General features: G+C 71.2%; 25 protein-coding genes. 14 read left to right on the top strand and 11 right to left on the bottom strand.

Annotated elements, in window-relative coordinates; translation table 11 throughout:
* Positions 1-16: 16 nt before the first annotated feature.
* Positions 17-1,867, top strand: coding sequence for a phosphoenolpyruvate carboxykinase (GTP) (locus tag ACIBO1_RS01830; protein ID WP_396740653.1), 1,851 nt, complete (start codon positions 17-19; stop codon positions 1,865-1,867).
* Between the two features lie 31 nt (positions 1,868-1,898).
* The gene (locus ACIBO1_RS01825) at positions 1,899-2,759 is read left to right on the top strand and encodes a hypothetical protein (RefSeq protein ID WP_396740651.1); all 861 of its coding nucleotides are present in this window, start codon (positions 1,899-1,901) and stop codon (positions 2,757-2,759) included.
* 38 nt (positions 2,760-2,797) lie between these two features.
* Here the strand turns inward: ACIBO1_RS01825 and ACIBO1_RS01820 are convergent, their stop codons facing one another.
* Entirely contained in the window at positions 2,798-2,965 is a 168-nt protein-coding gene (locus ACIBO1_RS01820; RefSeq protein WP_396740649.1) for a hypothetical protein, read from the bottom strand.
* Between the two features lie 42 nt (positions 2,966-3,007).
* Here ACIBO1_RS01820 and ACIBO1_RS01815 point away from each other — a divergent pair, with 42 nt between their 5' ends.
* Entirely contained in the window at positions 3,008-3,778 is a 771-nt protein-coding gene (locus ACIBO1_RS01815) for an isoprenyl transferase (RefSeq protein ID WP_350695741.1), read from the top strand.
* A 20-nt stretch (positions 3,779-3,798) separates the two neighbouring features.
* On the opposite strand, the gene otsB is transcribed toward ACIBO1_RS01815, so the two are convergent.
* The 3 genes from otsB to ACIBO1_RS01800 form a co-directional block, all read right to left on the bottom strand.
* Positions 3,799-4,623, bottom strand: coding sequence for a trehalose-phosphatase (gene otsB / locus ACIBO1_RS01810; RefSeq protein WP_350695739.1), 825 nt, complete (start codon positions 4,621-4,623; stop codon positions 3,799-3,801).
* A gap of 68 nt (positions 4,624-4,691) precedes the next feature.
* Positions 4,692-5,045, bottom strand: coding sequence for a hypothetical protein (locus tag ACIBO1_RS01805; protein WP_350695737.1), 354 nt, complete (start codon positions 5,043-5,045; stop codon positions 4,692-4,694).
* Between the two features lie 159 nt (positions 5,046-5,204).
* A complete protein-coding gene (locus ACIBO1_RS01800; protein WP_396740646.1) occupies positions 5,205-5,645 on the bottom strand; it encodes a helix-turn-helix domain-containing protein in 441 nt (146 codons plus the stop codon).
* Positions 5,646-5,909: 264 nt separating this feature from the next.
* Between ACIBO1_RS01800 and ACIBO1_RS01795 the strand changes: the two genes are divergently transcribed.
* The 5 genes from ACIBO1_RS01795 to ACIBO1_RS01775 all read left to right on the top strand — a co-directional run bounded on the left by ACIBO1_RS01795 (position 5,910) and on the right by ACIBO1_RS01775 (position 10,220).
* Positions 5,910-6,254, top strand: a complete 345-nt coding sequence (locus ACIBO1_RS01795) for a hypothetical protein (RefSeq protein ID WP_350695735.1) — start codon at positions 5,910-5,912, stop codon at positions 6,252-6,254.
* 28 nt (positions 6,255-6,282) lie between these two features.
* On the top strand, positions 6,283-6,615 hold the full coding sequence (locus ACIBO1_RS01790) for a hypothetical protein (protein WP_396740645.1): 333 nt from the start codon (positions 6,283-6,285) through the stop codon (positions 6,613-6,615).
* Between the two features lie 447 nt (positions 6,616-7,062).
* A complete protein-coding gene (locus tag ACIBO1_RS01785) occupies positions 7,063-8,478 on the top strand; it encodes a PhoH family protein (protein ID WP_396740643.1) in 1,416 nt (471 codons plus the stop codon).
* A gap of 293 nt (positions 8,479-8,771) precedes the next feature.
* A complete protein-coding gene (locus ACIBO1_RS01780) occupies positions 8,772-9,452 on the top strand; it encodes a lytic transglycosylase domain-containing protein (protein ID WP_396740641.1) in 681 nt (226 codons plus the stop codon).
* 114 nt (positions 9,453-9,566) lie between these two features.
* Positions 9,567-10,220 (top strand): rhomboid family intramembrane serine protease, encoded by a 654-nt coding sequence (locus ACIBO1_RS01775; protein WP_131053575.1) that lies wholly within the window; start codon positions 9,567-9,569, stop codon positions 10,218-10,220.
* On the opposite strand, the gene ACIBO1_RS01770 is transcribed toward ACIBO1_RS01775, so the two are convergent.
* Together ACIBO1_RS01770 and glpX are read right to left on the bottom strand one after the other, a co-directional pair.
* On the bottom strand, positions 10,150-11,190 hold the full coding sequence (locus ACIBO1_RS01770; RefSeq protein ID WP_396741466.1) for a DMT family transporter: 1,041 nt from the start codon (positions 11,188-11,190) through the stop codon (positions 10,150-10,152). The two genes, ACIBO1_RS01775 and ACIBO1_RS01770, sit on opposite strands and share 71 nt — an antisense overlap.
* Positions 11,191-11,219: 29 nt before the next feature.
* Complete coding sequence (gene glpX / locus ACIBO1_RS01765; protein WP_396740640.1) at positions 11,220-12,251, bottom strand: class II fructose-bisphosphatase; 1,032 nt, start codon at positions 12,249-12,251, stop codon at positions 11,220-11,222.
* A 148-nt stretch (positions 12,252-12,399) separates the two neighbouring features.
* On the opposite strand from glpX, the gene ACIBO1_RS01760 reads away from it, so the two are divergent.
* Positions 12,400-13,065, top strand: a complete 666-nt coding sequence (locus ACIBO1_RS01760) for a DUF4245 domain-containing protein (RefSeq protein WP_396740638.1) — start codon at positions 12,400-12,402, stop codon at positions 13,063-13,065.
* 95 nt (positions 13,066-13,160) lie between these two features.
* Positions 13,161-13,997, top strand: coding sequence for a hypothetical protein (locus ACIBO1_RS01755; RefSeq protein ID WP_396740636.1), 837 nt, complete (start codon positions 13,161-13,163; stop codon positions 13,995-13,997).
* A gap of 81 nt (positions 13,998-14,078) precedes the next feature.
* Here the strand turns inward: ACIBO1_RS01755 and ACIBO1_RS01750 are convergent, their stop codons facing one another.
* Together ACIBO1_RS01750 and xseA are read right to left on the bottom strand one after the other, a co-directional pair.
* Complete coding sequence (locus ACIBO1_RS01750; RefSeq protein WP_396740635.1) at positions 14,079-14,300, bottom strand: exodeoxyribonuclease VII small subunit; 222 nt, start codon at positions 14,298-14,300, stop codon at positions 14,079-14,081.
* 27 nt (positions 14,301-14,327) lie between these two features.
* Positions 14,328-15,581 carry an exodeoxyribonuclease VII large subunit gene (gene xseA, locus ACIBO1_RS01745; protein WP_396740633.1) on the bottom strand — a complete coding sequence of 418 codons (1,254 nt, stop codon included), beginning with the start codon at positions 15,579-15,581 and terminating at the stop codon, positions 14,328-14,330.
* A 120-nt stretch (positions 15,582-15,701) separates the two neighbouring features.
* Between xseA and ACIBO1_RS01740 the strand changes: the two genes are divergently transcribed.
* The 3 genes from ACIBO1_RS01740 to ACIBO1_RS01730 all read left to right on the top strand — a co-directional run bounded on the left by ACIBO1_RS01740 (position 15,702) and on the right by ACIBO1_RS01730 (position 18,231).
* Positions 15,702-16,694, top strand: a complete 993-nt coding sequence (locus ACIBO1_RS01740; protein WP_396740631.1) for a 4-hydroxy-3-methylbut-2-enyl diphosphate reductase — start codon at positions 15,702-15,704, stop codon at positions 16,692-16,694.
* Between the two features lie 53 nt (positions 16,695-16,747).
* Complete coding sequence (locus ACIBO1_RS01735) at positions 16,748-17,200, top strand: hypothetical protein (RefSeq protein WP_396740629.1); 453 nt, start codon at positions 16,748-16,750, stop codon at positions 17,198-17,200.
* A gap of 176 nt (positions 17,201-17,376) precedes the next feature.
* On the top strand, positions 17,377-18,231 hold the full coding sequence (locus tag ACIBO1_RS01730) for a hypothetical protein (protein ID WP_396740628.1): 855 nt from the start codon (positions 17,377-17,379) through the stop codon (positions 18,229-18,231).
* 204 nt (positions 18,232-18,435) lie between these two features.
* Here ACIBO1_RS01730 and ACIBO1_RS01725 read toward each other — a convergent pair whose 3' ends face one another.
* On the bottom strand, positions 18,436-21,702 hold the full coding sequence (locus ACIBO1_RS01725) for a S8 family serine peptidase (protein WP_396740626.1): 3,267 nt from the start codon (positions 21,700-21,702) through the stop codon (positions 18,436-18,438).
* Between the two features lie 161 nt (positions 21,703-21,863).
* Complete coding sequence (locus tag ACIBO1_RS01720) at positions 21,864-23,036, bottom strand: DNA recombination protein RmuC (protein WP_396740624.1); 1,173 nt, start codon at positions 23,034-23,036, stop codon at positions 21,864-21,866.
* Between the two features lie 109 nt (positions 23,037-23,145).
* Between ACIBO1_RS01720 and ACIBO1_RS01715 the strand changes: the two genes are divergently transcribed.
* Entirely contained in the window at positions 23,146-23,919 is a 774-nt protein-coding gene (locus ACIBO1_RS01715) for a hypothetical protein (protein WP_396740622.1), read from the top strand.
* A gap of 158 nt (positions 23,920-24,077) precedes the next feature.
* On the opposite strand, the gene ppc is transcribed toward ACIBO1_RS01715, so the two are convergent.
* The gene (ppc, locus tag ACIBO1_RS01710; RefSeq protein ID WP_396740620.1) at positions 24,078-26,864 is read right to left on the bottom strand and encodes a phosphoenolpyruvate carboxylase; all 2,787 of its coding nucleotides are present in this window, start codon (positions 26,862-26,864) and stop codon (positions 24,078-24,080) included.
* Between the last annotated feature and the right edge of the window lie 130 nt (positions 26,865-26,994).

Genomic DNA, 26,994 nt, shown 5'->3' with positions numbered 1-26,994 from the left:
CACAAGGAGATGTGTCATGGTTGCTCCGGCCACCGTCAGGGGAATCGATCAGGCCCCGACGTCCCACCCCAAACTTCTCGCCTGGGTCCGTGAGGTCGCTGAACTGACCACCCCTGAGCAGGTCGTCTGGGTGGACGGCTCCGATCAGGAATGGCGTCGCCTCACCGACGAACTCGTCGATGCGGGCACGCTCATCCGGTTGAACCCCGAGAAGAAGCCCAACTCGTTCTACGCCCGCACCGACCCGACGGATGTCGCACGGGTCGAGGAGCGCACCTTCATCTGCTCCGTGGACGAAGCGGATGCCGGGCCCACCAACAACTGGATGGCCCCCGCCGAGATGAAGCGGACCATGACCCCCCTCTACCGCGGTTCGATGCGCGGACGGACGATGTACGTCATCCCGTTCGTCATGGGCCCGGTCGAGGCCGAGAAGCCCATGTTCGGTGTCGAGATCACCGACAGCCCGTACGTGGTCGCGTCCATGCGGATCATGACCCGGATGGGTGCCAAGATCCTGGAGGCGATGGGCGACGACGCGGACTTCGTCCGCGCGCTGCACTCGATCGGCGCGCCGCTCGCCCCGGGCCAGCAGGACGTCGCCTGGCCGTGCAACGAGACCAAGTACATCTCGCACTTCCCGGAGAGCCGGGAGATCTGGTCCTACGGTTCCGGGTACGGCGGCAACTCGCTGCTCGGCAAGAAGTGCTACTCGCTGCGGATCGCCAGCGTGATGGGGCGGGACGAGGGCTGGCTCGCCGAGCACATGCTGATCCTCAAGATCACCTCGCCGGAGGGTCGGGTCTACCACATCGCCGGCGCGTTCCCGTCCGCCTGCGGCAAGACCAACCTGGCCATGCTGGAGCCGACCATCCCGGGTTGGAAGGTCGAGACGATCGGCGACGACATCGCCTGGATGCGCTTCGGTCCGGACGGCCGGCTCTACGCGGTCAACCCGGAGTACGGGCTGTTCGGCGTCGCGCCCGGCACCGACTGGAAGACCAACGCCAACGCGATGCGGACGCTGGAGCAGGGCAACTCGGTCTTCACCAACGTCGCCCTGACCGACGACGGCGACATCTGGTGGGAGGGCCTCGGCGAGCCGCCGGCGCACCTGATCGACTGGAAGGGCAACGACTGGACGCCGGAGAGCGAGAACCTCTCCTCGCACGCGAACAGCCGGTTCTGCACCCCGATCACCCAGTGCCCGATCCTCGCCGACGACTACTTCGACCCGAACGGCGTCCCGATCGACGCGATCCTGTTCGGCGGCCGGCGGCGGGACACCGTCCCGCTGGTGACCGAGGCGCGGGACTGGGTGCACGGCGTCTACATGGGTGCCACGCTCTCCTCGGAGACCACCGCCGCCGCCTCCGGCGCGGTCGGCGTGGTGCGGCGTGACCCGATGGCGATGCTGCCGTTCATCGGCTACCACGCCGGTGACTACTTCCGGCACTGGATCGAGATGGGCAAGGGCACCGACGGCGACGAGTCGAAGCTGCCCAGCGTCTACTACGTCAACTGGTTCCGCAAGGACCCGGAGGGCAACTTCCTCTGGCCCGGCTTCGGCGAGAACTCGCGCGTCCTCAAGTGGGTCATCGAGCGGATCGAGGGTCGGGCCGAGGCCGTGGAGACCCCGATCGGCATGGTCCCGACGCCCGACGCGCTCGACGTCGACGGTCTGGACATGACGCCGGAGGACGTCCGGATCGCGCTGAAGGTGGACCCGGCGGAGTGGCGCGACGAGCTGCCGCTGGTCACCGAGTGGTTCGAGAAGTTCGGCGACAAGCTGCCCGGTGTCCTCTGGGCCGAGTTGGACGCCCTACGCGCCCGACTCGACGCGGAGCAGCCGCAGCGCGGGGTGTGATCGACGCCGGATCCGGGCATCATCGGATCCCATGAGGACGGCCGCCGAGACCGAGGTCCGGCGGCCGTCCGCCGTCCGGGCACTGACCGCACTGCTCGCCGTGACCGCAGCGGCCACCGTCGTGGTCGAGGTGCTCAACTGGTGGTACGCGCCGGAGCAGGGCTTCGGGCTGGCGGTGCGGACCGGTTGGGCGATGCTGCGCTCGTTCGGCTTCCTGTTGCTGATCGGCCACGTACGCCGGGGCCGGACGGTGGCCCGCCCGCTCGGCCTGATCCTGGCGATCACCACGGTCTTCGCGGTGGGTCGGTTGATCGTGCCGCGGCAGGGCGTGCCACCGCTGCCCGGTCTGCTCGGCTTCGCCCTGCTCACCGCGCTCTGCGCCACCGTGGTCTGGCTGCTGTACCGGTCCCCGGCGGTCGCCGGGCACCTGGTCCGGCACCGTTCCCGACTGGTGATCGACCGCTCCGGCATCTCCTGGCGCGAGACGCCGCCGCGCCGCCCCGAGGCGAATGCCTGGCTGCTGACCAGCCGGGTCGCCGCGTTCACCTACAGCCCGCTGATGCTGGTGCCCGCCCTGGTCGCCACCGCCGGGATCCTCGACGGCCAACTGTTGGCCGTGCCGGCGGTGCTGTTCTGGCTGGGCGCCGGGATCGCGACCAGCTATCTGGTGCTGTTCTGCACCGCCTTCCTGCTGCGCGGCAAACGCTGGGCGGGCACCCTGCTCGTGGTGGTCAGCGTCGCCGTACTCGCGGTCGACCTGCCGCTGTGCTGGTGGCTGCTCGGCGTCGACGGTCTGGTCCGGGACGGCGCCCCACTGGTCGCCGCCGCCGTTCTCGCCGTCTACGGCGTACGCCGGGCCGCCCGCGTCCCCGCCCCGACATCCCCGACCTGATCCCCGCCGCGTCCGCCCGGTCCGCCGTGTCCGTCGCGTCACCGGTGTCCGACCTGCTGCCGGGTCGGACGTCTCGTCGGGTGTCCGTAGCGCGGCGGCGCGGCGGCTACGAAGGAGGCGCGGCGGACCCGGCGGTGGTGGGGTCGGCGCAGGTGGTGGGCGGGGTGCGGGGCGGCGCTAACGGACTGCGGCGTGGTGTCGGCCACCGGCACTCCGATCCGGGTGGGGGCTCGCTACCCTGCATGGTGATGACTCTGCGGAAAATTCTCTACTCCGTCTACGAGCGGCGGCTGACCGCCAAGCTCGCGGGCCGTCAGGTGCCGCAGCACGTGGGCGTGATGTGTGACGGCAACCGTAGGTGGGCCCGGGAGATGGGGTTGGTGGACCCCAACGACGGGCACCGGATGGGTGCGGAGCGCATCAAGGAACTGCTGCGCTGGTGCGACGCCGCCGGTGTCGGGCACGTGACGCTCTGGCTGCTCTCCACCGACAACCTGTCGCGGCCGGCGGAGCAGCTCGACCCGCTGCTCCAGATCATCGAGGACCTGACCACCGAGCTGGCCGAGCAGGGCAACCCGTGGCGGCTGCGGATGGTCGGCGCGCTGGACGTGCTGCCCGCGCAGCACGCCGCCGCGCTCAAGGCCGCCGAGGAGCGCACCCGGGACCGCAGCGGCGGCGCCCAGGTCAACATCGCGGTCGGGTACGGCGGCCGGCGGGAGATCACCGACGCGGTGCGCTCGCTGCTGCTGGAGCACGCGGCGAACGGCGGCACGCTGGAGGATCTGGCCGGCTCGCTGGACGTCGACGACATCTCCGAGCACCTCTACACCCGAGGGCTGCCGGACCCGGATCTGATCATCCGGACCAGCGGCGAGCAGCGCATGTCGGGCTTCATGCTCTGGCAGTCGGCGCACTCGGAGTTCTATTTCTGCGAACTCAACTGGCCGGACTTCCGCCGCGTCGACTTCCTCCGCGCCCTGCGTTCGTACGCCACCCGCCAGCGCCGGTACGGCGTCTGACCGCCGTACCGGAGCACGCCTCAGGTGAGGTGGTGGGTGGCCTGGGTGAGGAAGTCGCCCAGCGCGGCGGGGGAGTCGATGGTGAGGTCGGCGGCCTCGGCGACCTCGTCACCGGTCTCCGGGTTGGCCACCGCGACGCAGACGCCCAGGAAGTCGGGGTCGTCGGCGGCGCGGGCCCGCAGCGCGGCGAAGGCCTTGATGTCCGAGACGTCGTCGCCGAAATACCAGGCACCGCCGACGCCCTGCACCAGCTCGCCGATCACCATGCCCTTGTCCCGGTCGACCGGCGGTTTGATCTCCAGCACCATCCGCCCCACCTGCAACCGCAGGCCGAGGCGCTCGGCCTGGGCACGACCCCACTCCTCGACGGTGGCGGCCAACTGCGGGGCGGTACGCCAGTGCAGCGCCACGGAGAGCCGCTTGTACTCGACGAGGGCACCCGGCGGCAGCTCGGCCCGGGCCAGGTCGGCGAGTTCGGCCATGGTCGGCACCCAGGGCAGCGCGGCCGGCTCGGTGACGGTCTCGCCGCCCGAGTGGCTGTGCTCCAGGCCGTAGAGCCCATAGAGGTCGACGCCGGTCAGGCCGCCGAAGTGCTCGCGCAGGAACTCCACCGGACGTGCGGAGACGATCGCGATCCGCCGTACGACCGGGGCGAGTGTCTCGATCGCGGCAAGCACCTTCGGCGCGGGTTGCACCTGCGTGGGGTCGTCGGCCACTGGCGCGAGTGTGCCGTCGAAGTCGAAGAAGAGGATGGTCTCGGCTGCCCGGTCGGCGGTCGTCTGCCAGGCCTGGTCGGCGTTCAACGGGGTCTTCGGCGTCTGGTTGCCCAGATTCAACGGTGGCACGCGCGTCAGCGTACCCCGGGTTCGGCCGGTCATTCCTGGCGTGGATCCGGCGCGGTCGCCGGGCGGGGTCAGCGTTCGGCGGCTCCCCGTCCCCGACGTACGAAGGGCACGACGGCGGCTTCCTGGCCGTGGCTGAGCAGGTAGCCCTCCACGAAACCGGAGTTCCGGTCGCCGGTGTGGGCCTCGATCTCCCGGAGCCGCTCCACCAGGAACTCGGTGAGCGCGGTGAGCCGGTCGTCGAGCCGGTCGTGCAGCTCGGCGAGGACGGCCAGGACGATCGCGGTGGCCGCGGTGGCGAGGGCGAAGAGGTTCACGAGCAGGGGAAGCTGCCCGCCGTTCAGGGCCAGGGTGACCGCGTTCCCGGTGACGCACAGCGTCAACGAGACCGCCGCGACCACGACCGTCATCCATTTCAGGGTCATGACAGACCCCCTTCTGTCCCGCAGGGCTGGGTTCGGCCTTGTCCCGTCCCCCCGCCGACGACGAGCCCAAGCAGTACGAATACGGACGCTAGCGCGCCCGTTCCGACCCCGTAGCGAAACGAATGAGGCTGACCTGCCGTTCTTTCGCCATCTGAGGAACTAGCTGGCGGCGTCGCCTCGTTTTCGGACAGCGGCCGGCAGGGTCGGGCGATATGCGAGATAACGAATGGTTTCTCTAATGTGGAACTTCTCCGCGTCGGAGACCTCCGGGTCGACCAGTCGGCGCAGGAGCGCCTCGACGTCCGGGTCCATCGGCGGTGGTGGCGGGGCGGACCGGCGCGACGCGGTGCGGTCCCAGCCGAGCGCCGCGAAGGCGGCGGCCGGGTCGAGCCCGAGCCCCTCGCAGAACGCCACCACCCGTTCCGCCTCCGGGTCGCTGGCCCAGTCGCCGCGGACCCAGCGGTTGATGGTCTGGCGCGAGACGCCGGTGCGCCGGGAGACCTCGGTGCCGCTCCACGCTCGGGTGGCCCGGGCCTCCTCGATGGCTCGTCGGACGAAGGTGGCAAAGGCGATCTTCCGCGCGTTGGCCGTCTCGGTCACCTGGTGACCGTACGGCGAATGGGCCCGGAGAGAAGTCCCGGGCACGTCTTTGTCACGCTTGCGTGACGCGGATACTGACCTGACAATTCGGGATGAAGCACTGTTCCTGAGGGGTGTCACCTGGGCAGGATAGATGTCCGTGGGTGTGGAGGCAAACGAACGAAAAGCTGATACTGTCACGCTCATGGGACAACCTACGGTGTGTCACGTGAATGAGACGATAGGTGCTCAGCTGCGTCACGCGCTCGGTGCAAGGGGGGAGTGGTGACCGAACTCGCGACCCGTGCCCAGGCGTTCGGTCTGATCGCGGAGGGGGTCGCCGCCGGCCTGATCGCTCCGTGGCGGCTCTATCTCGCCCGGGGCTGTCGCTACCTGTCGCTGTCCGTCGGCGACCGGGCCGAGTGGAACGCCTGGCGTACCCACCTCGGCTGCCCGGAACTCAGCGTCCGGGTCTACGACGCCGGTGGGGAGATCCGCCGGTCCTCGGTGGCCGAGGTGGTGCTGGACGGCTGCCGGATCAGCGTCGAGCTGGTCGAGGAGATCGGCACCGACGATCTCGACCGGTTGCTGATCGCCGACCCCACCACGGTCGAACCGGAGGAGAAGTGACGGGCGGGCGAGGGACCGGAGCCGCCGGATGAGCCCGTTCCTCGCGATCTTCCTCGTCCTGGTGCTGGCCGCCACCAGCTACGCCGCCGGCCGCCTGCACGGGCAGCTCAGCTATCGGATCGGCTACCGCTTCGGCTACCGGCAGGGGTACTTCGACGGTGACCGGGGAGCGTGGAACCGGCGCCGCCGGGACGCGCAGGCGGCGATCGCCACCGCCCTCGCGGTCACCGCGCCCGCCAAGCGGGTGTCCGCCGGTGCGGTCCGACCCGGCACCACGTACACCGGATCGTCGTTCACGGAGCCGGCCGCCTCGGTCGTCGGGCGGCACCCGACCACCACCCTGGTCCGGCGAAGCGGCTGAGTCCGGTGACGGTGGGTCCACCGGCCGGGATGCGCGCAGGGGGCATGCATCCCGGCCGGTCCGCCGCCTGACCCGTTCGTGGCACCAGCAGTTAACGAAAGGCCACGAGGGCCTGTGTCGAAGTCCCTGGCCGGCCTGCGGCGGGCCCAAGCGACGACCGGCCGCGTTGGGAATTGGTCCGGATACAACACCGGTATCCGGACCAATTCCCGCCTTGCCGGACCGCCGCCTGGACTCCGCCTCGGCTCGACCGAGGACTTCGACACAGGCCCTAGCCGGGACGGGTGCGGGCGGCTAGCGTCTAGGCATGGCGCGGGATTGTCCCGAGCCAGCCGGCCCGCCCGGCCTGCGACCTCGCACACGGGGCCCGCATCCGACCCCGTGTCAGTCGGGCACCGGAGGAGGCGGACCGCGGGTGGCCGGGTGCCCATCCGCCGGAGCAGGCCTGTGACGACTCGCCGTACTACCCCCGGTGCCGACCAGAGCCCGGCCTCGACTGCCACGACTCGCCGCACCACCCGTAGCCGCCGGACCGCGGCGGCCGGGTCGGCGGACACCAGGGAGCCCCGACCAGCGGGCCAATCCTTCGTCCTGGACACCTCCGTACTGCTCAGCGACCCGGCGGCGTTCCATCGCTTCGCCGAGCACGAGGTGGTGCTGCCACTGGTGGTGATCTCCGAGCTGGAGGGCAAACGACACCATCCCGAGCTGGGCTGGTTCGCCCGACAGTCGCTGCGCATGCTGGACGAGTTGCGGGTACGCCACGGCCGGCTGGACCGGCCGATACCCGCCAACGACGTCGGCGGCACGCTGCGGGTGGAGCTGAACCACACCGACGACGGGGTGCTGCCGCCCGGATTCCGCAACGAGTCCAACGACGCCCGGATCCTCTCGGTCGCGTTGAACCTCGCCGCCGAGGGGCGGGAGGTGACGCTGGTCAGCAAGGACATGCCGTTGCGGGTCAAGGCCGCCTCGGTCGGGCTGCGGGCCGACGAGTACCGGCACGGCCAGGCGAGCGACCCGACCTGGACCGGGATGGCGGAGCTGGAGTTGGGCGAGGAGGACATCTCCCGGCTCTACGGCGGCGAGACCATCGACGTGGACGACGCCGCCGGCCTGCCCTGCCACACCGGGCTGGTGCTGCACTCCGCCCGGGGTTCGGCGCTCGCCCGGGTGCTGCCGGACAAGACCGTACGGCTGGTGCGCGGCGACCGGGAGGCGTTCGGGGTGCACGGGCGCTCGGCGGAGCAGCGGATCGCCCTGGACCTGTTGCTCGACGAGTCGATCGGCATCGTCTCGCTCGGCGGCCGGGCCGGCACCGGCAAGTCCGCCCTGGCGCTCTGCGCGGGGCTGGAGGCGGTGATGGAGCGTCGCCGGCACAAGAAGGTGATCGTCTTCCGCCCCCTGTACGCCGTCGGCGGCCAGGAACTGGGCTACCTGCCCGGTTCGGAGTCGGAGAAGATGTCGCCCTGGGCGCAGGCGGTCTTCGACACGCTCGGCGCGGTGATCCACGAGAACGTCCTGGAGGAGGTCACCTCCCGAGGGCTGCTCGAGGTGCTGCCGCTGACCCACATCCGGGGCCGGAGCCTGCACGACGCGTTCGTCATCGTGGACGAGGCGCAGTCGTTGGAGCGGGGTGTCCTGTTGACCGTCCTGTCCCGGATCGGCCAGGGCTCGCGGGTGGTGCTGACCCACGACGTCGCGCAGCGGGACAACCTGCGCGTCGGCCGTCACGACGGCGTCACCGCCGTCATCGAGGCACTCAAGGGCCATCACCTGTTCGCGCACGTCACGCTCAGCCGTTCGGAGCGATCTCCGATCGCCGCGATGGTGACCGACCTACTGGAGGATGTCCCCCAATGACGCCCGTTTAGGGTGTTTTAAGGCTCTTATTTCCCGTGACCCATGTCACAATCGAGGCTGGCGGTTTCCCATAAGCCTCACCGTGCGCGATGGTGTCCAGCGGGCGCCCACGCACCTGACGCATCGTTGGTGATCGTTCGTCACCCCACGAGGGGGGTCGACCGATTCGCCGGGAAGCGGACGGGGTGCGTCTTCGGCCACCGGCCTCACCGGTGGCGGGCGCTCGCGGCACGCCTCGGCCCGGAACGGCCATGGTCATGCCGCGTCCCTGACCCCGACGAAGGGATCACCACGTGAGTCGGCCATGGAGCCGGTTCACCGCCCGCGCCACAGCCGTCGCGCTGCTGAGCATGGGCGTGGCCGGCGGTTTCTACCTCAGCGAGGACCGCCAGTCTCAGCGCCAGGGCCCAGGCGCGCAGGTAGCCGGGAGCGTCACCGAGATCGACGTCGAGTACCGGCAGGAGCCGCAGCAGGTCTCCCGCCAGGTACGCGCCGCTCGGGAGCAGGCCACCGAGACCAGGAAGCGGGCCCGTGCCGCCGCCGAGAAGGCCCGCAAGGCCGAAGAGGCGGCGCGCAAGAAGGCCGAGGAGGAGCGGAAGGCCCGAGAAGAGGCCGCCGCGGCGCGTGCCGCCCGGCCGTACGACGGCCCGATCCCCGCCTCCTGCGCGGAGTACGGCGGCAACCGCAAGATCGGTTGCGCCATGATGATCGACGCAGGCTTCAAGATCGACCAGTTCCCCTGCCTCGACAAGCTGTGGAACAAGGAGAGCGGCTGGAACCACAAGGCCCGCAACCCCTCCTCCGGCGCCTACGGCATCCCGCAGGCGTACCCGGGCAACAAGATGGCCTCGGTCGGCGCCGACTGGCAGACCAACCCGGCCACCCAGATCACCTGGGGGCTCGGCTACATCAAGGGCCGGTACAGCAACCCCTGCGGCGCGTGGGCGAAGTCGCAGAGTTCGGGCTACTACTGAGTCCCACCTGAGCACGTCGACGGCGGCGGTACGCGGCACTCGCGTACCGCCGCCGTCGTCTCGGTGGTCGGCGAAAAGTGGCGGCTGTCCGCGATTGCTGATAGCTCTTGACGGGTGACCCTGCAGCCCGGAAGCGGCGACCCCCACCGGTTCGGCACCGATGCGTTCTACGCCTCCATCGGCCGAGCCTTCGTCGCCATGTGCGCGGTGGTGCCGGTCCTCTTCCTGATCGAGGGCCTCGACCAGTGGCTGGGCGCCGGCTTCGACGCCGCCGCCGGCATCATCCCGCAGCGCATCGACGGGCTGGACGGCGTCTTCTTCTCACCGTTCCTGCACCACGGCTTCGACCACCTCTACAGCAACAGCATCCCGCTTATCCTGCTCGGCACCTTCGTACTGGCCGCGGGCGCCCGGCGGTTCCTCTGGTCGACCCTGGTGATCGTGCTGGTCAGTGGATTGGGTGTGTGGTTCACCGGCTCGCCCAACACGATCGTGGTCGGCGCCAGCGGCGTCATCTTCGGCTACCTCGGCATCCTGCTGACCCGGGGCATCTTCGAGCGGAGCTGGTGGAACTTCGCCGTCTTCCTGCTGGTCGGTCTGCTCTACGGCGGTCAGTTGGTCGGCGTCCTGCCCACCGACGAGCGGATCTCCTGGCAGGGGCACCTGTTCGGGCTGCTCGGAGGCATCGTGGCCGCGATCATCTTCCGACGCCGTCGGACCGACCTCGACGGGCCGTACCGCTCCGAGTCCCCGATGACGATGCCCTGACCTCGGTGTCCCCGCGCCGCCGGGCTCGGGCGGTGGCGGCGATCCGCCCACCGAGCGCGGCGATCACCACCGCGACCAGGGTGAGCGCCGCGCCGAGCACCGTGTTCGCGGGCGGGCGGGTGTCGGCGGACGGCAGCAGCACGTCCAGCAGCACCGCGCCGACGATCTGGCCGGCGACGGTGGCCAGGCCGAGCAGCAGCACGCCGGTGAAGCGGACCACCGCCGCCGCCACCGCGATGAAGGTCACCCCGATCGGTCCGCCCAGATAGAGCCACGGCTCGGCGGGCAGGACACCGTCGGGTACGCCGCGCACGACGAGGCTGACCGCGAAGACGGCCGACAGGGCCGCCGTGCCGACGACGAAGTTGACCAGCGTGGCCGTCACCGTGCTCCCGGTCGCCTCGCGGACCCGTCCGTTCACCGCCTGCTGCCAGGCCACCCCGAAGCCGGCCAGCAGCGGCAGCAGGGCCAGACCGAGAGCGGCCGGCTCGGCCAGCCGGTCACCGACGGCCAGCAGCACCGCCGCCACGGTGAGTACCGCACCGGCGAGCCGGGGGAGCGTCACCGGCTGCCGCCCGCTCGGGCCGACCCCGGCCCGGTCCACGGCCAGGCTGCTGCCGGACTGGCCGGCCACCACCGCCACGGTGAACACGGCGACGCCGAGCGCACCGACCGTGGCGCCCTGGGTGAAGACGAGGAAGGCCCCGCAGACGCCGCCGAGGCACTGCCAGACCCGCAGCCCGCCGGTGCCGAGCGCGGCGCGCAGCGCGGCCAGGCCCCGGCGTCCGTTCGCGGTCGCGAACCCGAGGACCACCAGCACCACCAGCCCCACGCCGAACGAGACCAGCGCGGCGGCGATCCCGTCGTCGACGCGTACGCCCAGCTCGCCGTTGATCCGCGACTGGACGGCGACGGCGACCCCGGCGACGGCACCCAGCGCCACGGCACCGGCCCGCCGATCGGCCGACACCGTCGGCCCGGTCGCCGTCGCGCCCTGACTCAAGCCTGTTCGTCCAGGGGGCGGCCGTCGAAGTCCACCGCCGAGTAGAGCGCCAGCTTCTCCAACTTGTGGAACGAGTCGATCACCCGGATCGTGCCGCTCTTGGACCGCATCACGATCGACTGCGTGTACGCCCCACCCGAGCGGTAGCGCACACCCTTCAGCAGGTCACCGGAGGTGACACCGGTCGCCACGAAGAAGCAGTTGTCCCCGGTGACCAGGTCGTCGGTGGTGAGCACCCGGTCCAGGTCGTGCCCGGCGGCGAGCGCCTTCTCCCGCTCGGCGTCGTCCCGTGGCCAGAGCTTGGCCTGCATCATTCCGCCCATGCACTTGAGCGCGCAGGCGGCGGTGATCCCCTCCGGGGTGCCGCCGATGCCCATCAGCACGTCGACGTCGGACTCGCCCCGGGCGGCGGCGATGACACCGGCGATGTCGCCGTCGGAGATGAACCGGATGCCCGCGCCGGTACGCCGGATCTCCTCCACCAGCCCGTCGTGCCGGGACCGGTCGAGTACGCAGACCGTCACCTCGTCCACCCCGGTGCCCTTGACCTTGGCGATGCGGCGCAGGTTGTCGGCCACCCCGGCGTTGATGTCGACCACGTCCGCGTACGCCGGGCCGACCGCGAGCTTCTCCATGTAGAACACGGCGCTCGGGTCGAACATCGCACCCCGTTCGGCGACCGCCAACACCGCGAGCGCGTTCGGCATGCCCTTGCTCATCAGCGTGGTGCCGTCGATCGGGTCGACCGCGACGTCCACCTCCGGGCCGGTGCCGTCGCCGACCTCCTCGCCGTTGAAGAGCATCGGGGCGTTGTCCTTCTCGCCCTCGCCGATCACCACGACACCCTTCATCGGGATCGAGTTGATCAGCTTGCGCATGGCGTCGACGGCGGCGCCGTCGCCGCCCTCCTTGTCGCCCCGGCCGACCCAGCGACCGGCGGCCATCGCCGCGGCCTCGGTCACCCGGACCAGGTCGAGGGCGATGTTGCGGTCGAGGTTCTGTGGGGTACGCGTCCTGGCGGTCGTCATGAACGGCTCCTCCTCGCGGCGGTGCGGGGTTGACCGGGCCGGGTGCTGCCGGCTTCGTTCCTGATCCTCACACGATGGCGGACCCGCGACCGGGTCGGGGCGGTGATGGGCCGGATACCGCCGGTCGGGCGGCTGCGAGAATGGCCCGGTGGAACCCGCACAGCCTGCCGACCGCGCAACCGCAGACCAGCCGTCGACGGCCGAGCAGCCGACCGTCGACCGGGCCGCCGGACCGGACGTACCCGAGGGGCGGCCGGAGTCGGCGCGGACCGCCGGGGAACCCCCGGCGGCCGAGGCCGCACCCGGCCGATCCGAGCGCCGGCCCCGGGACATGGCCATCTCGCTGCTGGTGCTGCTGGTCCCGATCGCCCTGCTGATCGCCTTCTCCCGGGGCTTCCTCGGCGGGGACGAGCCGAGCACGGTCGACCCGACGCCCACCTTCGAGCAGGCGCGCTCGGCCGCCGTCTTCCCGGTGACCCAGCCGGCCGGGCTGCCCGACGGCTGGAAGACGGTCCGCGCGACCTACCGGACCACCGAGGAGGGCGCGACCCTGCGGGTGGGCTATCTCACTCCCGAGGGTCGGGGTCTGCAACTCGTGCAGAGCAACGTGCCGCCGGAGCGGCTGCTGCCCACCGAGCTGACCGAGGAGGGCCGGCCGCAGGGACAGGCCGACCTCGGGTCGGGCGCCTGGCAGCGGTACACCGGGCGGGGCAACGAGCAGGCGTTGGTGCTGCTCGAACCGGAGCGGACCGTGATCGTGGTCGGTGACGCCCGGGACAACGAACTGCGCGAGATGGCCACCGCCGTCGATTGAGCGGGCTTCGTGGTGATTGCGAGTGGCGTCGGCAGGGAACAGGAAAGGGGAGCCACCGGCGCGGGAAGCGTCGGGTGACCCGCTGGGAGACACCGATGACCATTCGCAGACTGAGCGCCGGTCTCATGGCCGCCGCCTTGCTCACGCCCGGAGTCGCCGCCTGCACCACCTCCGGCGACACCGCACCCGCCACCGGCGCTGCCACACCGTCCGCCACCGGCTCCGGCGCACCTGCCGCCGACTCCGAGGCCAAGCAGGCGCTGCTGGACTCGACCAAGGAGATCAGCAACGGCAACTTCCGGTTCACCATGTCCGGCGTCGGCTCGGTCGCCGAGGGCCAGGTGCACCAGCCGAGCCAGAGCGCCGAGATCCGGGTACGCCTCGGCGAGCCGACCGACGACCTGGCTATCAGCCTCGACCTGATCCACGCCAAGCCGGACAGCTGGGTCAAGGTGGACCTGAAGGGAAGCGCGGCGACCAGCGTGCCCGGTCTCGACCGGCTGAACCTCGGCAAGTTCCAGCACCTCGACCAGAACCGGATCCAGGGTGACCGCAACCTCGGCTTCGACTTCGACAAGGTCGACCCGGCCGGGAGCGCCGCGCTCACCCAGGCGGTCACCGAGGTACAGCGCACCGGCGACGGCAACTTCACCGGCACCATCGACGCCTCCAAGGCCGCCGAGGCCGGCTCGCTGGACCAGGGCGTGATCACCGCGCTCGGCCCGGAGGCCAGCGCGGTGCCCTTCACCGCCACCACCGACGCGCAGGGCCGACTCACCGAACTGGTGCTGCGGATGCCGCCGACGGGGGCGGCCGCCGGCCAGGAGATCAAGATGACGTACAGCGACTACGGCAGCGCGACCGCCGCGCAGAAGCCCCCGGCCGACCAGGTCGTCGAGGCGCCGCCGGAGTTGTACAACCTGTTCAGGTGAGCGGCCCCTGTCGGGCCAGCGACGAGACGCGGCGGGAGCCTTCCGGCTCCCGCCGCGTCGTGTCCGGGGTACTTCCAGACGTCAGGTCGTCGACTCCTGGCGGGCGGCGTCGATCCGGGCCCGTGCGCCGTCGAGTCGGCGCTGGCAGATCACCGCCAACGCCTCGCCGCGCTCCCACAGGGCCAGCGACTCCTCCAACGACGTCCCGCCGGCCTCCAGCCGCTCCACCACCGACGCCAGTTCGGCGCGAGCCTGTTCGTAGCTGAGCCGCTCGTCCGACCCGTCGGTCTTCTCGTCAGTCATGCTTCCCTCTCCACAGGGCCGACACGGTCAGGGGTTCACGGTGGCCGACAACTCGCCGTCGGCGACGCGTACGCGCAGCGGGTCACCGGGCGTCACCTCGGCGGCGGCGCGCACCACGTGGCCGTCGGCGCGCTGCACGATGGCGTACCCCCGGTCCAGGGTGGCGGCCGGTGAGAGGGCGCGCAGCCGGGCCAGGGTGTGCCGCAGGTCGTCGTCGGCGGCGGCGATGCGGTGGTCCAGACAGCGCGTGGCCCGTTGCCGCAGGGCGGCCAGGTCACCGGCCCGCTGCTCCACCATCACCTGCGGGCGGGCCAGCGCCGGCCGGGAGCGCAGGGCCTCGATCCGGTGCGACTCGCGGTCGACCAGGTGGTGCACCGCGCGCCGTAGCCGGTGCCGGGCCTGGCCGATCAGGCGTACCTCCTCGGCCAGGTCGGGCACCACCCGCTTGGCCGCGTCGGTGGGGGTCGACGCGCGGACGTCGGCCACGTAGTCGACCAGCGGCGCGTCCGTCTCGTGGCCGATCGCGCTGACCACCGGCGTACGGCAGGCGAACACCGCCCGGCACAGAGCCTCGTCGGAGAAGGGCAGCAGGTCCTCGATGCCGCCACCGCCCCGGGCCAGGATGATCACGTCGATGCTGGGGTCGCCGTCCAGCACCTTGAGCGCGTCGACGATCTGCGGCACGGCACCGGCACCCTGGACGGCCACGTTCACCGTCCGGAACTCCACCGCCGGCCAGCGGCGACGGGCGTTGGTCAGCACGTCCCGCTCGGCGGCGCTGGCCCGGCCGGTGATCAGCCCGATCCGCTGCGGCAGGAACGGCGGGCGGCGCTTGCGGGCCCGGTCGAACAACCCTTCGGCGGCGAGCAGCTTCTTGAGCTTCTCCAGCCGCGCCAGCAGCTCGCCGAGACCGACCTGTCGGATCTCGTCGGCCCGCAGGCTCAGCGTGCCCCGGGCCGCGTAGAACTCCGGCTTGGCGTGCAGCACGACGCGGGCACCCTCGCGCAACTCCGGCGCGCCGGTGTCGAGCACGTCCCGGTTGGTGGTGACGGTCAGACTCAGGTCGGCCGACGGGTCACGCAGCGTGAGGAACACCGTGCTGGCACCGGGGCGCCGGCTGATCTGCGCCACCTGCCCGTCCACCCAGACCCAGCCCAGGCGCGCCACCCAGGCGCCGATCTTCTGACTGACCACCCGCACCGGCCACGGCTCCTCCGCCGTGCTGGCCCCTGTGCCGGCAGCCGTTCCGTTCCCGGTCGCCGTCCCCCCACCCGTACTCACCCGACCACCCTAAGCCCACCCACCCACAGCTTCGCTGATCATGGCCGGGGCGGCGGCCGACGGGGTCGGCGGCGGGGCGCGCGCGGTGCCGGGTGCGCGGGCGGCACGTACGATGGGGGTGTGACTGAGGGCGAGAGGACTTCCGGGACCGGTAAGCGCGTGCTGCTCGCGAAGCCCCGTGGATACTGCGCGGGCGTCGACCGGGCGGTGCAGACCGTCGAGGAGGCGCTCAAGCTCTACGGTGCCCCGATCTACGTCCGCAAGGAGATCGTGCACAACAAGCACGTGGTGCGGACGCTGGAGGCACAGGGCGCGATCTTCGTCGAGGAGAACGGGGAGGTCCCCGAGGGGTCCACCGTCATCTTCTCCGCGCACGGCGTGGCGCCCGAGGTCTACGAGCAGGCGAAGGAGCGGTCGCTCAAGGCGATCGACGCGACCTGCCCGCTGGTGACCAAGGTGCACCACGAGGCCAAGCGGTTCGCCGCCGAGGACTACGACATCCTGCTCATCGGCCACGAGGGCCACGAGGAGGTGATCGGCACCTCCGGCGAGGCCCCCGACCACATCCAGTTGGTCGACGGCCCCGAGGACGCCGACCGGGTCACCGTGCGCGACCCGAGCAAGGTCGTCTGGCTGTCGCAGACCACGCTCTCGGTCGACGAGACCCTGGAGACCGTGGCCCGGCTCAAGAAGCGGCTGCCGCTGCTCCAGTCCCCGCCCAGCGACGACATCTGCTACGCCACCAGCAACCGGCAGCACGTGGTCAAGGAGATCGCGGCCGAGTGTGACGTGGTGCTCGTGGTCGGGTCGCGCAACTCCTCCAACTCGGTACGGCTGGTCGAGGTGGCCCTGGACGCCGGTGCCCGCGCCGGACACCTGGTCGACTTCGCCCATGAGATCGACGACGCCTGGCTGACCGACGCCCGGACGGTGGGCCTCACCTCCGGCGCGAGCGTGCCGGAGGAACTGGTGCAGCAGGTGCTGACGCACCTCGCCGAGCGCGGCTTCGCCGACGTCGAGGAGGTGGTGACCGCCAACGAGCGCCTCACCTTCTCGCTCCCGCAGGAACTCAAGCGCGACATGAAGGCCGCCGCTGCGGCGGCCCAGAGTTGATCCGTCGGCCCGCGCCGATGGAACGGCTGACCTCCCGGACACGTCAGACTGGCATGAGGACCCTTCGGATCGCCGTCACCGCGCTGATCGTCTGCACGGCGCTCGTCGCCTGCGGCGGCCAGGACGCCGGGACCGGCCCCACCGCCCCGACCCCGACGGGAGCGTCACCCGTGACCGAGCTGCCGACCCCGGATCCGACCGGCCCCGTGCCCCCGCCCTCCGACCCGGTGGACCCGACCGCTCCGGTCAGCCCTCCGCCGGCCGGCAAGACCCGGGGCGTGCCGACCTCGCCGCCGGTCACCGGTGAGATGACGCTCACCGGCCGGGTCGAGGCCGGCGTGGAGCCCGGCTGCCTGCTGCTCGACGGCTACCTGCTGCTGGGCGGGCCACGTGACGTGCTCACCTCCGGTGCCGCGGTGACGGTGACCGGGAAGCCCAACCCGAGCCTGATGACGACGTGCCAGCAGGGCACCCCCTTCCAGGTGGCCACCGCCAAGCGCGCCTGACCCCACCCCACCCGCGCTGCGGTACGCGCACCGCAGCGCCCCGTCGATCATGGAATTATGGCGGGGAGATAACGCGCGTATCACCGCAACTGCTCGCCACAAGTCCATGATCGCCGAGATGTCGCCCGGTTCGTCGAGGGGCCACGGGAACGATCGATCGCTGGCACGATGCGTCGGTGCGTCCTCGATGGATACTCCTCGCCGGTGTGGTCGTGCTCGTCGTACTCCACGTCCTCGGGCTGCTCACCGCAGTGCCGATCTTCCGGCCCGCCGAACTCGTGGCACTGTCGGTCCTGGTGGTGTACGCGCTGCTGATGGGCGCGCCCGCGCACCGCTGGGCGGTGCCGCTGGCGTTCGTCGCACCGGTCGTCGACGCGTACCGCACGATGCCCGCCGACCCTTCCGACGGGCGGCAGTGGCAGGTGTTCCGCCCCGGACCACTGGACCTGGACATCGCCTTCGACACGGGCCTCCGCGCGACCTGGGCGTCGCTCGTCGTCGTCCTGGTGCTGACGCTGGTCGTGCTGCGGGGGCGCGAGCGTCCGGGGCGGCGGGTGGTGGCCGGTGCGGCGGCGGCCGCGGCGGTGGTGACCGGATACGTGGTCGTGCTGGTGGTGCGGGTGCACCTCGCCGGGCGGGACACCGAGTCGCGGCGGATCGGGGACGACGGATGGGCCGGCACGGAGATCAGCGCCGCGTCGGCCCCGTTCCTGCTTGCGCTGGCGGCGATCGGGTTGGCCGCGTTGCTTCTCGGGCGTGGCAGGTCCAGCCCGGCCGGGTGGGGCGGTCGTCGGCTGGCCGTGGCCGGTGCCGTACTGCTGGTGCCGGCTGCCCTGCTTCACCTGGACGCGACCCTCGGCATGCTGCCGTTGCCCTATCCGTCCGGCGACGGGATCTTCCTCACCGCCGGAATCACCGCCGGCCCGACGCTGGCGGCTCCGGTTCCGGCGCTCACCGCCGCCGTGGAGCTGACCGCCTACCTCCTGCTCGCGGCCGGTCTGACCACCCCCCGCTCGCCCGCCTCCGACTGACCGCGCCCCCCGGGACCTCACTGCCCGACATCGTCTGTCGATCATGGACTCGTGGCTGCGACAAAGGGTGTGTATCGCATCGAAACCCTCGCCACAAGTCCATGATCGGCGGGCAAGCCCGGCGGTGGTGGAGTGGGCAGCGGAAAGGCGGAAGCCCGCCTCCGGATGGACCGGAGACGGGCTTCCTGCGGTGCGGTGGTGGTGTCAGTTCACTGCGCCGACGGAGACCGCGCCGCGGCCGACGACTGCGCCTTCGGTGGTCACCACGGTCAGCTCACCGTAGAGCGCCCGACCCGCGGACGGGGCGGACTGGGCGGTCACCGAACCCGAGAGGTTGCCGGTGGCGCCGTTGGCCAGGGTGAGCGTGCCACCCGAGGCCGTCAGGGTGCCGAGCGACGGGGACGAGAACGAGTCCCGGTAGTCGTACTCGGTGCTGCCACCGGCGCCGTCCACCGCGTACGCGTCCACGACGACCCGGTAGGTGCCCGCGACCGGGTTGGTCAGGGTCACCGCCTCCTCCGAGTCACCGTCGGCCTGCTGCCCGACCAGGGTGGTGCCCCGGTAGACGAACAGGTCCAGGTCGGCACTGGCGTTGGACGGGTTGCCGATGCGGGCGGTGAAGCTGGTGACGCCCGCCGGCACCTCGACGGTGAACTCCTGCTTGGCCAGCTCGACGATGGTCGGCCGCTCGCTGTGCACGCTGGACAGCGGGCCACCCTGGCCGGTCACCGAGACCGGGCCGAAGGTGTTCTTCAGCGACCAGGTCACCGGGGTCGGGACACCGGCGGTGACCGCCGGCAGCTCGACCACGGCCGGCTCGACGGCGACGCCCTGCACCCGCGCCTGGAGCTGGTACGGGTTGTTCAGCGCCGGCGAGGTCCGCCGCGACTCCACCTCGATCTCCCAGACACCCGGCAGCGGGTTCTGGTAGTCACGCTCGAACGCGTTGCAGACGACCGTGCTGGCGAAGTTGGTGTAGCAGGCCAGGCTGGAGGTGCTCTCCACCGGGACGCCGTACGGGTTGAAGGCGATGAAGCGGGTCTGCGACCCGGTGGCGATGCCGGAGAGGTTCACCTGCAACGCCCCGGCGCCCGGCGGCACCGTCACGAAGTACGACGTGGTGCTGTTGCGCTCCACGGTGCCCCGCGCCGAGTAGGCGAAGGCGGGCTTGCTGACGTCGTTCGAGGCCACCACGACGGCGGAGAACTCGAAGTCGATCGTGTTGGTGCGCGGGTCGTCGACCGTGACGATCGTGCCGTGCGCCCCGGCGGTCTTCGGCTTCGCGGTGACCGTGATGGTGACGGTCTTGTTCAGCGGCAGCGTGACGTTCTTCGGCGCCGAGAAGGTGCCGTTGTTGCCGCGCAGACCGATGTTGTGCTTCACGTTGCCGGTCGGGCCGCTGGTCCGGGTCAGCTTGACCTGGTACGACTTCGACTGGTTGACCTTGTGCCCGCCGTTGGCGGAGTCACACCGGTTGTAGACGCCGGTGCCGCTGTTCGGCGTGGCGAGCTGGCCGGCGAGCACCGTGCAGACCGGAGCCTCGGCGGTGTAGTCGTTCGGCTCGCTGCTCTTGCGCAGCAGCTTCCAGGCGCCCGGCACGTCGAACATGCCGTAGCCCTGACCGAAGGTGGCGGTGTTCGCGATCGGCTTGGCCGAGCTGTAGATCGCCCGGCGCAGCGCGGCCGGGGTCACGCCCTGGTCGGTGGCCTTGGCGGCCGAGAGCAGCAGCGCGGCACCACCGGCGGCCTGCGGAGAGGCCATCGACGTACCGTTGGACATGCCGTAGCCCGACGGGAGCGGGTAGCCGGCCTCGGCGACCGGGTTACCGGCCTGCCAGACCGGGGTGGTGGAGATGGCCGAGCCCGGAGCGGCGATGTTCGGCTTGGCGCCACCGTCCTCACGCGGGCCGCGCGAGGAGAAGTTGAACAGCGCGTTCTTCTGCTTGACCACCGAGCCGTAGTTGGCCAGCCAGGTGTCCTTGCTGATGCTGGCCGCGACGCTGACCACGTTGGTGGAGGCGGACGGGTCACCGATGGTGTTCACACCCGGGCCGGAGTTGCCGGCGGAGATGAACATCTGCACACCGTAGGTGGTGATCAGGTTGTTGTAGAGGACGGCGCGGGCGTTGTTGCCGTCGTTGAGCGCCGGCAGGCCGCCGATCGACATGTTGATGACGTCGACGCCCCGGTTGATCACCAGGTCGGCCATACCGGTGGTGAGCGCCGCGTACGTGCAGCCGCCGCCCCAGGAGCAGGCGCGCGAGGAGACGACCTTGGCACCGGGGGCGGCGCCGTTGAACGCCTTGTTGCCCAGCATGCCGTATGCGGCGGTGATGCCGGCGACGTGCGTGCCGTGCGAGCCCTCGATGATGCCGATGTTGACGTAGTCGACCAGGCCGGGGCCGCCGAGCGGGGTGGTGTCGACGTTCTTGCGGTACTCGACCACGAACGACATCCGCTCGGTGATCGGAGTCGCCGGGTTGTCGGTGCCGAAGTGGTTGACGTCGAACTTCTCCTTGTACGGCCGCATCAGGGCCTCGTCGGTGAAGTCGCCGTCCTGGTCGGTGTCCACCCAGATGTTGTTGGTCACCGGGTCGAAGAGGATGCCGAACTGGTCGTTGGTGTCGCCGTCGCGGTTGACGTCACCGGCCGGCTCGCTGTTCGCGGTGATGTTCTCGCTGAACAGGTTGAACCGGTAGGTCCCGGCCGGCGCGGTCCAGGTGCGACCGGCGACGGTGAACGTCGGCCCGGTGACCTGCGTGATCATCGGCCGCCAGGTGGGGTCCTCGAACGGGTCGGTGGCGGTGACCCAGTCGACGATCTTGCGCTCGCCGGTGGTGGTCTTCTGCAGCGCCGGGTGGTCCAGGTCCACACCGGAGTCCATCACGCCGATGGTGACGCCGCGCCCGTCCCACTTGGGGTTCTGCTTGACGAACTTGGCCGCACCGATCTCGCCGGTCGGCATGTAGGGGTTGTCGGCGGGCGTCTTGGCACCGGGGCCGCTGAGCGTGGTGCCCTGCTTCTCGGCCTTCTTGGCGCCCGGGACGACCTCCGGCTTCGGGTCGGGGAGCTGGATCTTCTCGTCCAGGTCGACGGCGGAGACGCCGGGCAGCGTGGCGGCCGTGACCGCCTTGCCGGTCGGCACCTTCGCCAGCACGTAGCCGATGGTGTCGTAGCGCTCGGTGACCGCAGCGCCGAGGTCCTTGAGGTCGTCCGCGACGTCCTTCGCCTTGCCCTTCTCGGTGGCGACGATCATCGTGACGGTGGGGGCTTTCTTGGCCTCTGCCTCGGAGAGCAGCTTGGCGTCGTGCTCGCCGAGCGCCTCGGCGGGGGTGGCCTGCGCGGCGTCGGGACCGGCAGGGGCAGCGCTCGCGGTGGCGGTACCGCCCACCACGGTCACGGCGCCCGCCGCCATGACCGAGGCGAAGAGCGCGGCGGAGGTACGCCGGCTCAGGATTCGGGGTTTACTCACGTTCTCTTTCCTCCAGAGAACAGGGCGCCCTCAGATGCAGGGCACGCGTGAGGCGAATCCTTCGTGGTGCCGACCATCGATGTCACTACCGGCAGGTACGTTGTGACCATCTCGTGATACGCGAGACGCGCAATGTCACATCGAAGGTGGTAAGGGTCTGATTAGTCCGGCCGAATTCGACCATCCGTTGTGGAAACGCCATCGACCAGTTCCGGCGCCTGCGGCTGGCGGGGCGCGATCTCGACCTGGTTCGGCACCGCCAGCTCCTGGTCGGAAACGCCCAGTTCGGCCAGCTTGCGCGCGCTGACCAGCACCCGCGCCTCAAGCGAACCCACCGCCCGGTTGTACGCGGTCACCGCGCCGCCCAGCGACGCGCCGAGCTTGCCGACGTGGTCGCCGAGCGTCGACAACCGTCCGTACAGCTCCCGGGCCAGCGTGTGGACCGCCAGGGCGTTGCGGGCGAGCTGCTCCTGCCGCCACGACCACGCCACCGTACGCAGCAACGCGACCAGGGTGGCCGGCGTGGCCAACACGACGTTGCGGGTGAACGCGTGCTCCAGCAGCGTGGGGTCACGCTGCAACGCCACGTCCAGGAACGGGTCGGCCGGCACGAAGAGGACCACGAACTCCGGGGTGGACTCGAAGGCCGCCCAGTACGACTTGGCGGCCAGCGCGTCCACGTGCCCCCGCAGGTGCTTGGCGTGCAGGTCGAGGTGGGTGTCCCGCCCCCGCTCGTCGCGCGCCTCCATCGCGGTCAGGTACGCGTCGAACGGCGCCTTCGCGTCCACCACCACACTCCGGCCCCCGTGCAGCCGGACCACCAGGTCGGGGCGGACCGTCTGCTGGTCGGTGGCGGCGGTGACCTGCTCGGAGAAGTCGCAGTGCTCCAGCATCCCGGCGGCCTCCACGATCCGCCGCAACTGGTGCTCGCCCCACCGGCCGCGTACCTGGGGCGCGCGCAGTGCCGCCACCAAATGCTTGGTCTCGGTACGCAGCTCACCCGAGACGGTGCTCATCGAGCGCACCTGTTCGCGCAGCTCCGCGTACGCGTCGACGCGGTCCCGCTCCAACTCGGCCACCCGTTGTTCGTAGCGGCGCAACGTGTCGTGCAGCGGCGCCACCGCCCGGGCCACCGCCTCCTGGGACTGGGCCGTCGCCTCGTAGCTCAACGCCCGCATCGACTGCTCCAGCCGGCCCTCGCCCTCGCGGGTGGCGCGCAGGGTGGCGTCCAGCCGGGCGATCTCGGTCGCCGAGCGGGCCCGTGCGGCGAACCAGCCCACCGCACCTCCGGCACCAAGACACACGACGACGACCGCCAGAGTCGAGAGCTCCATCCTGACGAGCTTGCCAAAGATGAGCGCTTCGCGCCTCGACCGGTGCCGCGTGCCGCGTCCGACCTCGTCAGGAGGTGGGTCGCTGGCGGATGGTGGGTACGTTTGAGTGGTGGAACTTCTGCTGGTCGTACTCCTCTTCGCGGGTCTCGTCGGCGCGTTCGTCTGGTGGCGGCGGGAACGCGCCGCGCGCGACGCCCGGAGCCTCGCCGATGTCCAAGCCGACGCCCGACGCTGGTACGAACGCCTCGGTGGGCAGGTGATGACGCTCAGCGGCGACGATCCGGCGGTCCGTCAGGCGTTGGCCGACGCCGCCGAGCGGTACCACGCGGCCGGTTCGCAGCTGGAGCAGGCCCGGAGCATCACGCAGTACCGGCTCGCCCGGGAGACCGCGGTGGAGGGGCTGACCTACATCCGGGCGGCCCGGACAGCGCTCGGCATCGACCCCGGGCCACCCCTGCCGGCGCTGGCCGCCGCCAGTGGCGCCGGTGAGCTGACCGTGCCGCGCCAGGTGCAGGTGCAGGGCCAGACGTTCAAGGCCGGTCCGCAGCCGGGCCGGGACACGCCATACTACTACCCGGGCGGGCGGATGCAGGGGCGGCCGGTGCCGGCCGGCTGGTACTCCACCCCCTGGTGGAAGACGGCGCTGGGTGCCGGGGTCGGCGTGCTCGGCGGCATGCTGATCGCCGACGCGCTCTTCTCGCCCTCGTTCGGCGACCCCGGCTACGACGCCGGTGCGGCAGCGGGCCTGGACGACCAGGGCGGCGACTTCGGCGGCGACGGCGGCGACCTGGGCGGCGGTGACTACGGCGGTGGCGACTACGGCGGTGGCGATTTCGGCGGTGGCGATTTCGGTGGTGGTGATTTCGGAGGCGGCGACTTCTGACGTCGCGTTCTGACGTCCCGGCAGTGCCCGCAGACGTGCCCCGGCAGCGGCCGCAGATGTGTCGCGGCAGCGGCCGCAGATGTTAGGAAGGGTCCCCTCCTATACGCCAGGCGTTAGGAGGGGACCCTTCCTTACAGTGCTTCCCGACCTCGCCGCGATCAGCCGGTGTTGCGCATGCCGGCGGCGATGCCGTTGACGGTGGTGAGCAGCGCGCGCTCCAGAGCCGTACCGTCGCTCGGGGCCCGTCGGCCGCCCGGTGCGGTGGCCACCGCCCGACCGGCGGCACCGGAGTCGCGGTACTGCCGCAGCAGCGCCACCTGGAGGTGGTGCAACGGTTCCAGGTAGGTGTCGCGGACGGCCAGGGTGCGTTGCAGCACGGGGGAGTTCTCCAGCAGGTCCGGCGAGTCGGTGACCGCCAGCACCTCCCGCCGGGTCAACTCGTACTCCTCCTCGATCGTGGCGAAGATCGGGTGCAGCTTCTTCGGCACGAGGGTCTCCACGTACCGACGGGCGATGCCGAGGTCGGTCTTGGTCAGCATCATCTCCACGTTCGACAGGAACGTGCGGAAGAAGTGCCAGTTGCGGTTCATCTCGGACAGCACGTCGGCCAGCCCGGCCTCGCGGGCGGCGGCCAGGCCGGACCCCACCCCGAACCAGCCGGGCACGATCTGCCGCGTCTGGGTCCAGCCGAACACCCACGGGATGGCCCGCAGCCCGCTGAGGCCGGCGCCGGTGTTCGGGCGCTTCGCCGGTCGGGAGCCGATGTTCAACGCGCCGAGCAGCTCGGTCGGAGTGGACGCCCAGAAGTACTCCGGCAGGTCCGGGTTCTCCACCAGCGACCGGTACGACCGGAACGCCGACTCGGACACCACGTCCATCGCCGCGTCCCAGCGCTCCAGCATCTCGGCCGGCTGCCGGGGCGCGGTGTGCAGCAGGGTCGCCTGGAGCACCGCGGCCACGGTCAGCTCCAGGTTCTCCCGGGCCAGCGCGGGCAGCGTGTACTTGTCGGAGATGACCTCACCCTGCTCGGTCACCTTGATCGCGCCGTCGAGCGTGCCGTACGGCTGGGCCAGGACCGCGTCGTGCGTCGGCCCGCCGCCGCGCCCCACCGTGCCACCCCGGCCGTGGAACAGCCGCAGGTGCACCCCGTGCCGGGCGGCCACGTCCCGCAGCGCCCGCTGCGCCCGGTGGATGGACCACTGGCTGGTGGTGATGCCGGCCTCCTTGTTGGAGTCGGAGTAGCCCAGCATCACCTCCTGCACGTCGCCCCGAGCGGCCACCAGCGCCCGGTACGCGGGCAGCGACAGCAGCTCGTCGAGGAGCTCGCCGCCGGAGTTCAGCTCGGCCGGGGTCTCCAACAGCGGCACGAACCCGATCCGCGCCCGTCCGCTGTGCACGTCCACCAGACCGGCCTCGCGGGCGAGGACCACTGCGGCGAGTACGTCGTCCACGCCGAGCGTCATCGAGATGATGTACGACTCGATCACCTCGGTGCCGAACCGGTCCTGCGCCTCGCGGATGGCGCCGAACACGTCGAACGTCTTGCGCGCCGAATCGGTCAACGGGGTGTCGGCGGCGGAGAGCGGCCGACGACCGGTCAACTCGTCGGCGAGCAGCTTGGTGCGCTCCAGCCGGGTCAGCGCCGGGTAGTCCTCGACCTCGCCGACCGCCCGGTAGAGCTGGATCAGCACCTCGTGGTGCTTCTCGGCGTGCTCCCGGACGTCCATCGTCGCCAGGTGTAGGCCGAACGCGGAGACGGTACGGATGGTCGAGGCGAGCCGGCCCACGGCGGTGAGCTGCCCGGAGTTGCGGGCCAGCGAGGCGCGCAGCAGCTCCAGGTCGGCGATCAGCTCGGCGGAGCCCCGGTAGTCGCGACCCGGCACGTGCGGCGTGCCCTGGCGCAACCGGGCCCGCGTGTTGGCCAGCTTGGCGCGGACGCAGCGGGCCTTGAGACGGTACGGCTCCTCGGCGTTGACCCGACGGAAGCGGGGTGCCACCTCGGGCAGCGCGTCCAGGTCGGCGGCGAGGCTGGCGGAGAGGTCCAGCGACACGTTGCGCAGCCGACGGGAGACGGAGACCTCGTTGATCAGCTCCTCCATCGCCGCCTCGGTGGCGGTCAGCCCGTGCTCGTGCTGGATGGCCAGCACCTCACGGGTCACCGTCGGGGTGACGAAGGGGTTGCCGTCGCGGTCGCCGCCGATCCAGGTGCCGAAGGTCAGCGGTCGGGCGGTGGGCGAGGTCTCCACACCGAGGGTGCGCAGCGTCTCGGCGAGGTCGTCGAGCACCTGCGGTGCCGCCTCGGCGTACAGGTCGCGCAGGTAGTAGATGGCGTTGCGGGCCTCGTCGGTCGGGTCCGGCCGGTCCAGCCGCAGCTCGTCGGTCTGCCACATCAGGTCGAGCAGCTCGGCCAGCCGACGGTTGGCCGGGCCCTCGTCACTGGCCCCGTAGAGGATCGCGTTGGCCGTCTCGCTGTCCAGCTCGTCGGCGATGGCGCGCAGCTTGGACAGGATCGAGCGGCGGGCCGCCTCGGTCGGGTGGGCGGTGAAGACCGGGCGTACCGCCAGGCGGCGGGCCACCGAGGCGATCTCCTCGGCGGGTACCCCGCGCTCGGCGATCATCTTGGCCGCCTGGTCCAGCCAGCCACCCTGCACGGCGCGGCGACGCCGCAGGTCCCGGGCCCGGTGCACCTGCTCGGTGATGTTGGCCAGGTGGAAGTAGGTGGAGAAGGCGCGCGCCAGTTTCGTGCCGGTCGTCACGTCGAGCCCGCCCAGCCGCCGGGCGGCGGCGGGGGCGTCGGTACGTACCTGGGCGCGGATCTCCTCGACGAGGTCGAGCAGGGGGCGGCCCTCCTGGCGGGCCAGGGTCTGCCCGAGCAGGGTGCCCAGCCGGCGGATGTCGGCGCGCAGGGCGGCGTCGGGGCCGTCGTGATCGTGCTGGTCGGTCACCGTGCGCTCCTTACGTGAGTACGAAGGACAGCGCTGTCCGACTTCCCCGATCGTATCCGCGCGCACCCGGTTGAAAGGAGGGGCCCCTTGTTATCGCCTTTTGTATAGGAGGGGTCCCTTCCTTTCATCC

It is taken from the genome of Micromonospora sp. NPDC049903 (genome assembly GCF_044460945.1).
Classification (GTDB): domain Bacteria; phylum Actinomycetota; class Actinomycetes; order Mycobacteriales; family Micromonosporaceae; genus Micromonospora.
Note: the sequence above shows the minus strand (reverse complement) of the source record. Positions and strands in the feature narration are given on the sequence as shown.

Coding starts and splice junctions, on each gene's coding strand:
- ACIBO1_RS01830 (WP_396740653.1), top strand. CDS start 17: ATGGTTGCTCCGGCCACCGTCAGGGGAATCGATCAGGCCCCGACGTCC.
- ACIBO1_RS01825 (WP_396740651.1), top strand. CDS start 1,899: ATGAGGACGGCCGCCGAGACCGAGGTCCGGCGGCCGTCCGCCGTCCGG.
- ACIBO1_RS01815 (WP_350695741.1), top strand. CDS start 3,008: ATGACTCTGCGGAAAATTCTCTACTCCGTCTACGAGCGGCGGCTGACC.
- ACIBO1_RS01805 (WP_350695737.1), bottom strand. CDS start 5,045: ATGACCCTGAAATGGATGACGGTCGTGGTCGCGGCGGTCTCGTTGACG.
- ACIBO1_RS01790 (WP_396740645.1), top strand. CDS start 6,283: ATGAGCCCGTTCCTCGCGATCTTCCTCGTCCTGGTGCTGGCCGCCACC.
- glpX (WP_396740640.1), bottom strand. CDS start 12,251: ATGACGACCGCCAGGACGCGTACCCCACAGAACCTCGACCGCAACATC.
- ACIBO1_RS01755 (WP_396740636.1), top strand. CDS start 13,161: ATGACCATTCGCAGACTGAGCGCCGGTCTCATGGCCGCCGCCTTGCTC.
- ACIBO1_RS01750 (WP_396740635.1), bottom strand. CDS start 14,300: ATGACTGACGAGAAGACCGACGGGTCGGACGAGCGGCTCAGCTACGAA.
- ACIBO1_RS01735 (WP_396740629.1), top strand. CDS start 16,748: ATGAGGACCCTTCGGATCGCCGTCACCGCGCTGATCGTCTGCACGGCG.
- ACIBO1_RS01720 (WP_396740624.1), bottom strand. CDS start 23,036: ATGGAGCTCTCGACTCTGGCGGTCGTCGTCGTGTGTCTTGGTGCCGGA.